This is a genomic window from Flavobacterium sp. FlaQc-48, assembly GCF_044007335.1.
In the GTDB taxonomy this organism is placed as follows: Bacteria; Bacteroidota; Bacteroidia; order Flavobacteriales; family Flavobacteriaceae; genus Flavobacterium.
This window is the reverse complement of the sequence record NZ_JBIPCR010000004.1, coordinates 374852-388416: the sequence shown is the minus strand read 5'-3', so window position 1 is coordinate 388416 and position 13565 is coordinate 374852. Positions and strand designations below refer to the sequence as shown.

Below are 13565 nucleotides of genomic sequence, written 5' to 3'. Positions count from 1 at the left end.
TTTGTTTGTAAACCTTACCATATGCTTGACCGTATCTCGAAATTTACTAACAGTACCTCTTTTTTAAACGCCTCTAAAGTCACTATTGCTTCTGTTGTTCCTGTTTTAATTTTGAATTTTTTAGGACATTTTGAAATAGGTTTTACGATTGCCCTTGGTGCCTTTTATACCTATCCCAGTGATATTCCGAGTTCATTGAGTCATAAAATCAAAGGTCTTATTGTGGCTTCTTTTATTGTTTCGGGTGTTAATTTATTAGTAAACCTTGCTTATCCCTATCCTTTTTTATTTTATCCTTTTTTGGGGTTTTTGCTTTTCCTGTGCTCTATGATTTCGGTTTACGGACAACGTGCTACTTTGGTTTCGTTTTCTGCTTTATTGTCTATTTCATTATCATTTGGTCACTTACACACAGGCTGGGAAGCTTTTCAATATTCAGGTTTTATCTTTGTCGGAGGTATTTTATACTTAATTGTTTCCCTTATATTTCATTTTGTCCAGCCTTATAAATATGTAGAGCTACAGATTGCAGAAGGCATAAAATTAACTGCAAAATATCTAAAATTAAGAGGTGATTTATGGAATCCTGAAGCGAACCGTGAAAAAATAATCGAAAAACAACTTGCGATACAAGTAGATCTGAACCTGATTCATGAAGATTTAAGAAAGATGCTGATTGGCAATCAAAACTCATCCGGAACAACAAGCCAAAACCGAAAAATGCTTTTGGTTTTTATTACTTTGGTTGAAATTCAGGAACTGGCATTGTACACTTCATTTGATCATAATAAACTTCATGAAAAATTTGCCAGACACCCTGAGGTTCTTCGTACGTATCAAAATGTAGCTTACAAATTAGCGTCAACTTTAAAGAAACTTTCAAAAAACGTACATCATATCGCTGTTTATGTAGATAAAAACGATTTAAAAAATGAATTAGATGCACTTGAATTTGCCATTTTTGATTATGAAAAAACCTTAGGCAAAGACGAAGCCGCCGAAGGTGTTTTAATGTTGATGAATATGCTGAAATATGCTAAAAATCAGGTTGGAAAAATCAAAATTATCCAACGTGCTTTTTCGCTTGCCATGCAATCTTTTAAATTAAAAGACAAGGACAAAGAACTGGAAAAATTCCTGACACCCCAGTACTACCCGTTGCGTACTTTGATTGAAAATATAAGTTATTCTTCTTCCATTTTCAGGCACTCTTTCCGACTGACAATTACAATTCTAATTGGTTTTATTATTGGCCAGCTTTTGCCATTTCAGAACGTTTATTGGATCTTATTAACAATCGTAGTAATTATGCGTCCAGGTTACGGCTTAACCAAAGAACGCTCCTATAACAGGATTTTTGGGACTATTTTAGGCGGATTACTGGCTTTTGGAATTGTTTCTGTGATTCAGAATCACTTTGCGCTTAGTATATTATCTATTATATGTATGCTTCTCGGAATTTCTTTCACTCAGATCAACTATAAAATAAGTGCTACTTTCGTCACGATGTATGTAGTTTTTATTTACGGAATTTTAACTCCGGATGTTGTAGAGGTTATTCAGTTTCGTGTTTTAGATACATTAGCCGGAGCCACATTGGCCTTTTTGGCAAATCAGTTTTTATGGCCGGCATGGGAATTTATCAACACTCCTATTCATATCGAAAATTCGATTCGTGCAAATCGAAATTATCTTAAAGAGATTGCTGATTTTTATAATAAAAAAGGAGAAGTTCCAACCTCATACCGACTGGCAAGAAAGAATGCTTTTGTTGAAATCGGGAATTTAATGACCTCATTTCAGCGTATGATGCAGGAACCGAAATCAAAACAAAAAACACTTCCTTTAGTAAACAAGCTGGTCGTTTTAAACCATTCAATATTATCTGCCCTGGCATCCTTGTCGACTTATATTCAATCGCATCAAACCACATCGGCCTCAGAATCTTTTAATTATATTATAAAAACAATCTTATCCAACTTAGATCATTCTATTTCTATTTTACGAAATGAAACTATTATTACAGATACTTTTTTTGACAAAGAAGATGTGACTTTGCAATTTGAAGAACTTAAACGTGTTAATTTTACCCGTCTGGCAACAGATGAAGATTTAGACAAAGAAACACGTCAGGCTAAAATGCAGGAAGCACAAATGGTAATTGAACAATTGATCTGGATGAGCAATCTGGCCGAAAAGATTCTGAAAATCACAAAAGAATTCAAAGAAACGAGTCAGGATTAAAATGAGTCCTGATTATTAAAACAAAATTTCGTTTTTGAAGAATATCTTAAATTTATAATTCTAATTGCAAAAAAATAAGGGCTTAGTTTTAATATTAAACTAAGCCCTTATTTTTTTATATCTCCTCCAGATGCTAATTATTCAGTTTTAAAACTTCAGAAGTATGCTTTCTAAGTTCTGTCAAAAGCTCTGGTTTATCGTTTAAAGTTTGTCCGTAAGAAGGAATCATATTTTTCATTTTTGCTTCCCATTCCGGTGTTTTAATCTGACTGGTAAAACATCTGCTAATTAAATCAACCATAATCGCAACTGCAGTTGAAGCTCCGGGAGAAGCTCCCAATAAAACTGCCAAAGTTCCGTCGTGGGTATTAATTACTTCTGTACCAAATTCTAAAATACCGCCTTCTTTTTCATCTTTTTTAATCACCTGCACACGTTGTCCGGCTCTTTCTAATTTCCAGTCTTTAGATCTTGCTGTTGGCAAATATTCGCGCAAAGCATTCATTCTGTCTTTTGGAGACTGACGAACCTGTTCAATTAAATATTTTGTTAGTGGAATGTTATGAAATCCCGCTGATAACATTGGAATTAAATTATTTGCTTTTATGGATAATGGTAAATCTAAATAAGAACCATTTTTTAAGAAACGGGTTGAAAATCCTGCAAAAGGGCCAAAAAGAAGTGCTTTTTCTCCATCAATTACACGTGTATCAATATGAGGAACAGACATTGGAGGAGCTCCAACACTTGCTTTTCCGTAAACTTTTGCCTGGTGCTTTGCAATTACTTCAGGATTGGTACATTTTAACCATTGCCCGCTTACCGGGAAACCTCCGTAGCCGTTTCCTTCCGGAACATTTGCTTTTTCCAACAAAGGTAATGAACCTCCACCTGCACCAATAAATACAAATTTAGTATATGCTTTTCGTTTTTGACCTGTCGTTAAATCAGTGATTTTAATTCTCCAGGTTTTATCGTCACGTTGTCTTAGTTTGGTCACTTCATGATTAAAATATAAAGAAACACCATCCAGTTTTTCTAAATAATTAAACATACTTCTTGTCAGGGCACCAAAATTCACATCGGTACCAATTTCCATGTGAGTTGCTGCTAATTTTTCATTAGGATCCCTGCCTTCCATAACAAGTGGCATCCATTTTTTTAATTGCTCAAAATCTGAACTGAATTCCATTTGAGAAAAAATTGGATTGCTTTGTAATGCTTCGAATCTCTTTTTTAGATACTCCACATTTTTGTCCCCCCAGACAAAACTCATGTGAGGAACACTTTTTATAAAATTTTCAGGTGCAGGTACTTTATTTCCCTGTACTAAATACGACCAGAATTGACGGGAAATTTCAAATGATTCTGCTATGCTTATTGCTTTTTTAGGATCAATACTTCCATCAGCCTTTTCCGGAGTGTAATTTAACTCACAAAAAGCGGAGTGTCCTGTTCCTGCATTATTCCAGGCATCTGAGCTTTCGGCAGCAGCAACATCTAATCTTTCGTAAATTTCAATTTTTATATCAGGCTGCAGCTCTTTTAAAATTAATCCAAGAGTTGCACTCATAATTCCAGCTCCAATAAGCACTACTTCACTATTGGAACGTATTGTATTGTCAGGCATAACAGTAATTTGTTTTTAAAGCGCAAAGGTACTTTTTATAATTGCAAAAAAAAACTAAAATCACATGATAAAAGTTATGTTTTTCTAAAAAAAGGGATGAATTGTGATTAATGAAAAAAAAGCTAAAATCTTTTTGAAGAAAGATAATCCTGAAGCATGATTGTTGCCGAAATTTCATCAATCAATCCCTTGTTCTGACGTTGTTTTTTACTCAATCCACTATCAATCATAGTCTGAAATGCCATTTTTGAGGTAAAACGCTCATCCACACGAACCACTTTCATATCCGGGAAGATATTAGAAAAATGAGTTACAAAACCTTTAATTACGGAAGCACTTTCTGATGGCTCTCCATTCATTTGTTTCGGTTCGCCAATCAATACAGCTTCGACTTTTTCTTTTGCAAAATAATCCTTTAAAAAATCGATTAAGGTATTTGTAGGAACAGTTGTTAAACCTGATGCTATAATTTGCATTTCGTCTGTAACGGCAATTCCGGTACGTTTTTGTCCGTAGTCTATAGAGAGAATTCTTGGCATTTTATTTAAATTTATGAAACAACATTGAATAGAGAAATATCTGAGACAAATGCAAAACTGTACAATAGAAATAATAGATTTTATGAAGCAAAGTTATGCTTTTTTTATCTACAACCTTGTTATACCAAAAACCTTGTAAAAAACCATTTTTAGCATAAACGAAAGGCTCACCGAAAAAATAATCATTCAGCCAAAATAACACTCTATTTAGAAGCAGCACTATTATTGGTAATGAGTAAATGAAAATTGTTCTGGCAACTGACAAGCGACTTACATCAAAGAAAACTAATAAAAATCCACTAATTTGAATCAAAAAGCTAATTAATATTAGCTTTTTAAAAATGGGTAACAACTTAAGATCTTCAACTCCTAAATAAATAAAAGCACTAAACAATAAAACCAAGCCAGTCAGAACGTAAAAATAAATTTCCCCTAAACTCATTTAATTTTATTTTTCTTATCCTAAATTCAAATTCGAGTAGTATCGTATCGATAAAATTGCAATACAAATATAATCTTTTTACAATAGTTCCTTTTTTAGCTTTAAAATAAAAAAGATAATTTAGAAAATAAAAAATCCGTCCTGAAAAAGTTCAAAACGGATTACCTAAATATTTAAAACTAAAAAAACCTTTATCTGTTAAATAACCTTCTGAAAAATCCTCTTTCTTCCTCTTCCCCCTCCTCTTCCTGTGCTTCATAATTAGCAAACTTTGACTGGGCTTTTTCATGCTCATAGATCAGTTCCTTAATATACTCAACATAGGTTCTCTTTTTTTCTTCTAAGAATCCAATCAGGTATTTTTCACTAAATTCTACTCCGCTTGCGGCTTCGATCTGAAGTAGTTTTTTGTATAGTGGTTCAATATGCATCGCAATAACTTCCTGTGGAACGGCTTGTCGCCTTCCAAAATAATTTACAATTACGCCATCTTCATCTTTTGCAATATCAAAATCTGTAATGACCCAATAGTACCTTCCTGATTTTGCCAGATTCTTTACAATAGCATGAAAGTTTTTTCCATTTTTAAGATTTTCCCATAACACTTTAAAGATTACTTTTGGCATATCCGGATGACGAATAATGTTATGTGGCTGGCCCATTAATTCATAATCTTCATAACCACAAACATCAACAAAAACTTCATTGGCATATTCAATAATACCAAAAGCATTTGTTTTACTCATAATTACTTGTGTTTTATCCCATGTAACTTCTTTATCTATAACGGTAACTGGATTTCGAAGTTGATTTTCCTGATTCATATCTTGCTGATTATATTTATGATTTGGTTTTTATATTGTTAAATTCCGGTTTTCCAGATTTAATCCGGCAAAAGTATTGAGAAGAAAAAATTCAAAATCTGATTTTTGTCATATTTTGACACAAAAAAAACTTTTAGTGGCTCATTTATAAAAATGAATTGCGTATAAAAGGATTTTTCCTTATTTATCAAATTAAAAACAAAAAGTTATATTTATAACACTTTCAAGTCTCTTTACTTTTTTGCTTTTCTACAAATACGTTATCTTTGCCAAAAATTAAAACTTATGAATTCTTTACAGACTATAATTGAACAAGCTTGGGAAAACAGAGCTTTATTACAAGAAACAACTACAACTAATGCGATTAGAGAAGTTATCGAATTGGTTGATACAGGAAAATTACGTGTTGCTGAACCAGTTGGTGAAGGATGGCAGGTAAACGAATGGGTTAAGAAAGCTGTCGTTATGTATTTCCCAATTCAAAAAATGGAAACATGGGAGTCTGGTATTTTTGAATATCACGATAAAATGTTGCTAAAAAGAGGTTTTGCTGAAAAAGGAATTCGTGTTGTACCAAATGCCGTAGCGCGTTATGGAGCTTATATTTCAAGCGGTGTAATTTTAATGCCAAGTTATGTAAATATTGGTGCTTATGTTGACGAGGGAACTATGGTAGATACCTGGGCAACTGTAGGCAGCTGTGCGCAAATTGGTAAAAACGTACACTTAAGTGGTGGTGTTGGAATTGGTGGTGTACTAGAGCCATTACAAGCTGCTCCTGTAATTATTGAAGACGGTGCTTTTATTGGTTCCCGTTGTATTGTTGTAGAAGGGGTTCATGTTGGTAAAGAAGCTGTTCTTGGAGCTAACGTTTGTCTGACCGCTTCAACAAAAATCATTGACGTAACCGGAGATGAGCCAGTTGAAATGAAAGGTTTTGTTCCTGCACGTTCTGTGGTAATCCCCGGAAGTTATACTAAAAAGTTTGCTGCCGGAGAATTTCAGGTTCCATGTGCTTTAATTATTGGTACCCGTAAACCATCTACAGATTTAAAAACTTCATTAAATAATGCACTACGCGAATACGACGTAGCCGTGTAGATTTTAAACATAAACAACCTAAAAAATCCATTCTTCCGATTTATTCGGAAGGATGGATTTTTTTTATGTAAAATCAGAAAAAAAATTATACTATTGTACAACTTTTAGAGGCATGCTATTTGCGGGGAAAAAGAAAAAAGAAAAAAGAAAAAAATACGACTACATTTTATGCTCAAGGAAAGTAAAAAATTATCTGTAATTATATTAACTTATAACGAAGAATTCCATATTGCTCACGCCATTAAATCTGTTGCATTTGCCGACGAAATAATTGTTTTAGATTCATACAGCACCGACTCAACTGCTGAAATTGTTTCAAACCTGGGAGCAAAACTTATTTTTAGAAAATTTGACAATTATTGCAATCAAAGAAATCACGCCATAAAATCTGCCAGCGGAGAATGGGTCCTTTTTCTCGATGCAGACGAAAGGGTTACTGACGAGCTTAAGGACGAAATCCTGGAAAGCATTAATTTAAACAATTCTAATGCTTACAGAATCTGGTTTCCCCACTTTTTTATGGATCGTTTTTTATTTCATTATACCGATAAAGTAACCCGCCTGATAAAAAATGAAAATATTCGTTTTGAAAATGAAGTACATGAAAAATTAGTTCTGAAATCAAAACCTCCTGTATTAAAAAATTACATGATACATTATACTTATAAAGGTTTATTTAATTTCATCAGTAAAAAAGATAAGTATGCATGGTTCCAGGCAAAAATGTCATTCGAAAAAGGTAAAAAAGCAACCCTTTTACTATTATTCTTTAAACCCTTTTATCGCTTTTTTCACACTTATTTTATAAAAAGAGTATATCTTGACGGAGTTCCCGGACTAGCGGCGGCTTCAATCGATGCTTATGGCGTTTTTTCAAGATATGCTAAGATGGTATTACTCGAAAAAAATTTAGAATAATTTCAATTTACCAAATTTTATTTTCAGGCGAAAAACCATTAAACTATCTAAACCTTTAATGTCTATACGTTTAACTTCATAATTATCCTTAAATGGAAATACATTAGGGCGATTGCCTATTTTTAATCCAAATTTCATTTTATTTTCACTGATTAACATCTTGAAATTTGCTTTTTGAATAGCTTCTTTAGGATAATTACCATAAGGATAGGCAAGTGCCGGATATACCTTAAGATTGTGATTTCTAATTTCCTCTTCACATTTCAAAAAATCAGTTTCTATATCTGAAGGACTTAATGCCTGATATCTGTTATGCGCATAAGAATGATAACCAAGTTCAATTATGTCAGCCGGCAATTGTTTTAATTGCTCAACAGTCATGATTTTTTGCGGCAGGTCTCCATTATTTTTATTCCATAGATCTGTATTTCCGATATATTGAAAAGGAATAAAAAAACTGGCTTTTAATTTAAACTTTTCTAATAACGGCAAAGCATAAATTAATTGATTTTCTGTAACGTCATCAAATGTTAATACGATACTCTTTTTGGGAATTGTTTTCATTTTTTCTATCTCAGAAAAATGAAATGTCTTATACTTATTATCAATTAAATACTGAAATTGTCGCTCTAAATCTTGTACCGAAACTGTCAATTTATTTCTACCTGAATCAGATTGACATACATTATGATACATTAAAATTGGTAATTTGGACATTTTAATTAATTTTCGGCAAAGTTATACTATTTAACATTATTTTTGACGAAAAAATCAGAAATCGTGTCCCTTAAAAACATAAGCATTGTCTCACTTTGTTATAATGATGAGATCTATATAAAGAAACATATTGAGAATTTATCATTTGCCCACGAGATTATTTTTATTGATAATAACAGTACAGATAAAAGCGTTGCAACTGCAAAAGAATTTGGGGCAACCGTAATTCAGCAAAATGATACTAATAAAGCTGATATTTTAAAATTAGCCATTGAATCTACAACAAACAATTGGGTCATAGTCGTTAATACTACTGATTATCTTTCTGATGAGCTTATAAAGGAATTAACTACAGAAATTGACAAACCAAAAACTGCTGCATGCTATTTTTCAGGACAAACTTTGTTTTTCTTTGGTAAAACAATAAAATATGGTGTGTTTTTAAACAAAAAAAAGCTGCTGCTTTTTGACAAAACAAGACACTCTTATTCGGAAGAATGTAATCGAAAACCTCCCAAAAGATTAACCCTTTTTAAAAACAAGATCAATTCTTTTTCTTATAAAAATTTTGAAGATTTTAATAGCCGGTTAAATATGATCCGCAAAGAGGAAGCTTTGGTGCTGTTTCAAAAAAACAAAAGACCAAATATTTATCATTTTTTCATGAAACCCTTCTTTATTTTTACAAATCAATTTTTTTTTAAACTTGGTTTTCTAAATGGCAGAGAGGGATTTATTTTAGCTTATATCAGTTCTTTTTCTATTTTAAAACGTTATTTTATTTTATGGCTATTATACCGAAATATGGATTGATTTCGTTTTAAATCCATAATAAGAACTAAATTTTTAAGTCCACAAATTCCATTTTAAGATGAAGATATTAATTATACAACAAAAAAGAATTGGAGATGTTTTACTAAGCTCTATCCTATGTAATAGTATAAAAACAGCACATCCGGATGCTACTGTAGATTTCATGTGTTATCCTAATTGCAAAGATGTTTTATTAGGTAATCCTAACATTGATTCTATACTATTGCTACCAAATGAAATAAGAAAATCATATTTATCATTATTTAAATTCTTTTTTGAAATCAGATCAAAAAAGTATGATATCCTAATAGACGTATATGGCAAATTAGAAACCAATCTGATAACATTATTTTCGGGTGCAAATACTAAGATATCGTATTACAAATGGTATTCTTCATTATTTTACAACCACAACCTTCCGAGATTATCGAAAGACACCCAAACAAAATATGGCCAGGCAATAGACAATAGGCTTTTATTGTTGCAGCCTTTAAACCTGGACCATAACGCCATTAATCCTTATCCAAAACTATATGTTGCTCCTAAGGACAACGAAGATGCGCTTATTCTATTCAAAAATCACAATGTAGATACAAACAGAAAGATTGTAATGTTCAGCCTTTTGGGAAGTGAAAAACTAAAAACGTATCCTCTGGAATATATGGCCGAAGTGGTAGAACATGTAAGTAAAAACAAAGATGTTACTATTCTATTTAATTACTTTCCGAGCCAAATAGAAGATGCGCAAAAAATATACAATCTTTGCTCTCCAACAACACAGGAAAAAATACATTTTGATTTATTAGCGGATAATCTAGCTTCCTTTATTGCTATCATGAACCTGTGTGATGTCATTATAGGAAATGACGGAGGTGCTGTAAATATGGCAAAAGCATTAAACAAACCTTCTTTTACTATTTTTTCGCCACATGTTGATAAAAACGACTGGGCAACTTTTGAGGACGGCAAACAAAATGTTTCTGTACATTTAAATGATTTCAAACCAGAACTATTTAACAAATTCACAGATAAGGAAATAAAACCAAATACCCTTCATTTGTATACCAAATTTACTCCTGATTTATTCAAGGATCAAATTTCCGTTTTTATAAACCAGCACCTTTAATTAAGTTCTGCTTTCAAAAAGCAAAGACAAAAACTTTATGATTTCCAAAATTTTAATTTCTTTTTAAGTCTTTGCTTTCTGGTAAAACTTTCTTGAAATTGAGAGGTAGCCTGCCACATTTTTTCAAAAATTTCAGCTTCTGTTTTGGCCGTATACAACTTAGAATATTCATTACTCATTACTGCAATCATTTCCTTTTTAGGCGTTAAACGTCTAAGGTTATTCATTCGTTGTTCAAAATTCATGCTCTCATGAAAATTCATTCGGTTTAAATCAACCAAAAAGAATTCGTACTTATTGTCTAAGCTCTTTTTTATCAAAGTATTTCCAGGAGAGTGATCCAGAAACTCAATTCCTTTTTGATGCAAGTCAAAAGAAAATCGCGTAAACTGTCTTAATATATTATCATGATCAGGGTAATCCGGAATTTCTACCAATTCTCTATATGTCAGCTCGGTTACTAAATGCTCACTAACATAATAGCTGTCTTTTAAACCCAAACCGCTAAAGTTTTCCATAAATGCCATTGGTTCAGGAGTTCCAATACCTTTTTTTAGGAGAATCGTTGCATATTCAAACGATCGTTTTGCTTTTGATTTTCTAAAATATTTGTAAACAACTTTATTGATTAAGTTTGGAACCTTAAATGATTTTATATTAATTGTTCTGCCATCAAGATCAAATAATTTTATAATATTACGCTGTCCATTACCAAAAATAATTCCTGACGTATTAAACTTCTTAATAATGTCAAGAATAGGTGAACTTGCGTTGATAAAAATGGGGCTTACTTTAAAATTCATTTATGTTTTTTTTGAAACAACAAAAATACGCATAGAATATAACACTTCAAATTAATATTATCTTTTCATAATAATTTAATTGTAATAAACACACTAATTTGTTGTAATTTGTTTTTATTATTTTAACAATCAAAACGTACAGGTAATAAAAAAAATGCCTGATATTCAATTGAAAACAGGCATTTTACTTTATATTAATTTTAAGCAAATTAAATCGAAACCTGTATATTTTATCTTTAGATTAGAAAAAGATAAAAAGGTTTAATCTAAAAAATAAAAAAAATAAAATTTGATATTAATCGTTTTCCATTTAATTTTATTTCAGTCTTTATTTTCAGGAAATTCACGAGAAGTGTAACGATTTAACTGTACAGGAAAGTTTAAACATTGCCGTCTTAAACTATTTGTGAATTTATTACTTTTTGATATGCTTCGGCTGTTTTTCTGGCAATTACCGGAGCAATATAGCCTTCGTTAATAGAAAATTTACCTTTTTCAATAAACTTTTCCTGTAATTTTTTATCATTCAAAAGCAAATTGATATTATCCCCTAAGCTCTTAAAATCTTTAACAGGAGAAATAAAACCATTTATACCGTTGGTAATAACTTCAGGAACAATACCTACATTAGTTGAAACAACAGGAGCACCAATTAACATCGCTTCTAAAACAGAGGTTGGCCCCCCTTCTCTTTGTGATGTCATTAAAAAAACATCAAATTGCCTGTTTAAGTCAGCTGCATTTTCGATTGTATTGGTAAAAATAACATAATCCTGCAGATTTTTTTCTGCCATCAGTTTTAAATATTCATCTGTACGTTTTGTATAATCTCCAATCTGAAAAAAAACAAGGTCTTTTCTGTTCTGCACGTTTACTAAATAATCGGCCGTGTTTATAAGTGTTTCTAAATCTTTTGCTTCTGTATGATTTGCAATATTTCCAATTAAAAATTTGTCTTCAGCAACATTATATTTTTCTCTTAAATTAACAATTGGCTTTTTATTTAAGATTTCCAATGGAACGCAATCCGGAACAACTGTCAGTTTAGCCTTATTTGAAGCTGAAAGAACTTGTGCAAAATTATTTTTTACTGCGTTTGAAACACAAAAAATAGCATCAATAGCGCTTGAATTGTATTTAAACTTACTGATAAAACTGCTGCTTGCGCTGATGGCTTTTTTAGAAAAAACAACCTTCACATTCAATCTTAAAAACAAATTACTTAAAACATAAAATGTTAAAGAATTACTGGTATGAAGGTGAATCAAATCGGGTTGAATTGTTTTTACCAATTCTTTAAATTGTTTATAATTTGAAAACTTCATAATCTTTCTGTCCTGAGCAGAAATGAAAGAAATATTGTTTTTTAAGCAAAGTTTTTCCAATACCGTATCTTTTATTCCAAAAACGATATTTTCAACTTCTATTTTATTCAATTCGGGAATACAATAAACCAATTGCTGTTCATTTCCTCCCCAGGCTTTTGCGCCGGAAATATGTAGTATTTTCATGTAATAAAAAGATTTTATCCAGTTGCAAATATAGAATTGTAAATGAAATTTTACGAGAAGCCATGTAACAATATATCATTTTTAATATTATTGATATTAAGAAAGGCCAATTTTCATATAAAAATCACTTCTAAAACAGTTCTTAAAAAATAATAAATATATTACAAAAAAAACAAAAACTTAAAATGTAAATCCAAAGTTTAAAATGGATCATTAATGATAATTTAAAAAATATTTAATCTCAGGAGCCTGAATGATTATCTTTGCCAAAAATTAAAGTTTTTTTTATGGAAAATATCCACAACGAAGTAACCAATGCTTACGAAGTCATCAAAGAAGGAGGAATTATTCTTTATCCTACTGATACCGTTTGGGGAATTGGCTGCGACGCTACTAATCCTGAAGCTGTTGCTAAAATATACAAACTCAAGCAACGTGCTGAAACACAAAGCATGATTGTATTGATGAACGGTGAAAAAATGATGTACAATGTATTCAAAAACATCCCTGAGGTAGCCTGGCAAATTTTAGATTTATCTGAAAAACCAACAACCTTAATTCTGGACGAGCCAAGAAATGTAGCCCCAAACATTATAGCAGCAGACCATTCGCTTGGAATTCGTTTAGTAAAAGAACCTTTTTGCTTTAAATTATTAGAGCGCATGAAAAAGCCTTTGGTTTCAACTTCGGCTAATATTTCCGGACAGCCAACTCCTATTGCATTCAAAGATATTAATCCTGAAATCGTAAAAGGTGTAGATTATGTGGTCAATCTGTATCGCGATAAAGTGGCCGGAAAACCTTCAACTATTATAAAATTGACAAAGGATTCTCAGGTAAAAGTGATTCGTAAATAAATAGTAGGTTCCAGAGTGTAGATTGTAGATTTACACTCTA

Annotated in this window: 13 protein-coding genes; 6 read left to right on the top strand and 7 right to left on the bottom strand. The window is 31.6% G+C overall.

Features of this window, described 5'->3' with window-relative positions:
• Positions 1–21 precede the first annotated feature (21 nt).
• Complete coding sequence (locus ACHRWY_RS09170; protein ID WP_395354003.1) at positions 22–2244, top strand: FUSC family membrane protein; 2223 nt, start codon at positions 22–24, stop codon at positions 2242–2244.
• Between the two features lie 133 nt (positions 2245–2377).
• On the opposite strand, the gene ACHRWY_RS09165 is transcribed toward ACHRWY_RS09170, so the two are convergent.
• From ACHRWY_RS09165 to ACHRWY_RS09150, 4 genes are all read right to left on the bottom strand, one after another.
• Positions 2378–3874 carry a malate:quinone oxidoreductase gene (locus ACHRWY_RS09165; RefSeq protein ID WP_395354001.1) on the bottom strand — a complete coding sequence of 499 codons (1497 nt, stop codon included), beginning with the start codon at positions 3872–3874 and terminating at the stop codon, positions 2378–2380.
• 122 nt (positions 3875–3996) lie between these two features.
• A complete protein-coding gene (gene ruvX, locus ACHRWY_RS09160; protein ID WP_395354000.1) occupies positions 3997–4413 on the bottom strand; it encodes a Holliday junction resolvase RuvX in 417 nt (138 codons plus the stop codon).
• 1 nt (position 4414) lies between these two features.
• Entirely contained in the window at positions 4415–4855 is a 441-nt protein-coding gene (locus ACHRWY_RS09155) for a hypothetical protein (RefSeq protein ID WP_395353998.1), read from the bottom strand.
• 191 nt (positions 4856–5046) lie between these two features.
• Complete coding sequence (locus ACHRWY_RS09150; protein WP_395353996.1) at positions 5047–5679, bottom strand: PAS domain-containing protein; 633 nt, start codon at positions 5677–5679, stop codon at positions 5047–5049.
• 285 nt (positions 5680–5964) lie between these two features.
• On the opposite strand from ACHRWY_RS09150, the gene ACHRWY_RS09145 reads away from it, so the two are divergent.
• Positions 5965–6780 (top strand): 2,3,4,5-tetrahydropyridine-2,6-dicarboxylate N-succinyltransferase, encoded by an 816-nt coding sequence (locus ACHRWY_RS09145; RefSeq protein ID WP_395353994.1) that lies wholly within the window; start codon positions 5965–5967, stop codon positions 6778–6780.
• A 168-nt stretch (positions 6781–6948) separates the two neighbouring features.
• Entirely contained in the window at positions 6949–7698 is a 750-nt protein-coding gene (locus tag ACHRWY_RS09140; RefSeq protein ID WP_395353992.1) for a glycosyltransferase family 2 protein, read from the top strand.
• Here ACHRWY_RS09140 and ACHRWY_RS09135 read toward each other — a convergent pair.
• The gene (locus tag ACHRWY_RS09135; protein WP_395353990.1) at positions 7690–8415 is read right to left on the bottom strand and encodes a polysaccharide deacetylase family protein; all 726 of its coding nucleotides are present in this window, start codon (positions 8413–8415) and stop codon (positions 7690–7692) included. The two genes, ACHRWY_RS09140 and ACHRWY_RS09135, sit on opposite strands and share 9 nt — an antisense overlap.
• Before the next feature lie 42 nt (positions 8416–8457).
• Between ACHRWY_RS09135 and ACHRWY_RS09130 the strand changes: the two genes are divergently transcribed.
• Together ACHRWY_RS09130 and ACHRWY_RS09125 are read left to right on the top strand one after the other, a co-directional pair.
• Positions 8458–9228, top strand: a complete 771-nt coding sequence (locus tag ACHRWY_RS09130; RefSeq protein WP_395353988.1) for a glycosyltransferase — start codon at positions 8458–8460, stop codon at positions 9226–9228.
• A gap of 58 nt (positions 9229–9286) precedes the next feature.
• Positions 9287–10354, top strand: coding sequence for a glycosyltransferase family 9 protein (locus ACHRWY_RS09125; protein ID WP_395353987.1), 1068 nt, complete (start codon positions 9287–9289; stop codon positions 10352–10354).
• A 35-nt stretch (positions 10355–10389) separates the two neighbouring features.
• Here ACHRWY_RS09125 and ACHRWY_RS09120 read toward each other — a convergent pair whose 3' ends face one another.
• Both ACHRWY_RS09120 and ACHRWY_RS09115 read right to left on the bottom strand, forming a co-directional pair.
• Positions 10390–11157, bottom strand: coding sequence for a lipopolysaccharide kinase InaA family protein (locus tag ACHRWY_RS09120; RefSeq protein WP_395353985.1), 768 nt, complete (start codon positions 11155–11157; stop codon positions 10390–10392).
• Positions 11158–11552: 395 nt separating this feature from the next.
• On the bottom strand, positions 11553–12668 hold the full coding sequence (locus ACHRWY_RS09115; RefSeq protein ID WP_395353983.1) for a glycosyltransferase family 4 protein: 1116 nt from the start codon (positions 12666–12668) through the stop codon (positions 11553–11555).
• A 287-nt stretch (positions 12669–12955) separates the two neighbouring features.
• Here ACHRWY_RS09115 and ACHRWY_RS09110 point away from each other — a divergent pair, with 287 nt between their 5' ends.
• The gene (locus ACHRWY_RS09110; RefSeq protein WP_395353981.1) at positions 12956–13525 is read left to right on the top strand and encodes an L-threonylcarbamoyladenylate synthase; all 570 of its coding nucleotides are present in this window, start codon (positions 12956–12958) and stop codon (positions 13523–13525) included.
• Positions 13526–13565: the final 40 nt, after the last annotated feature.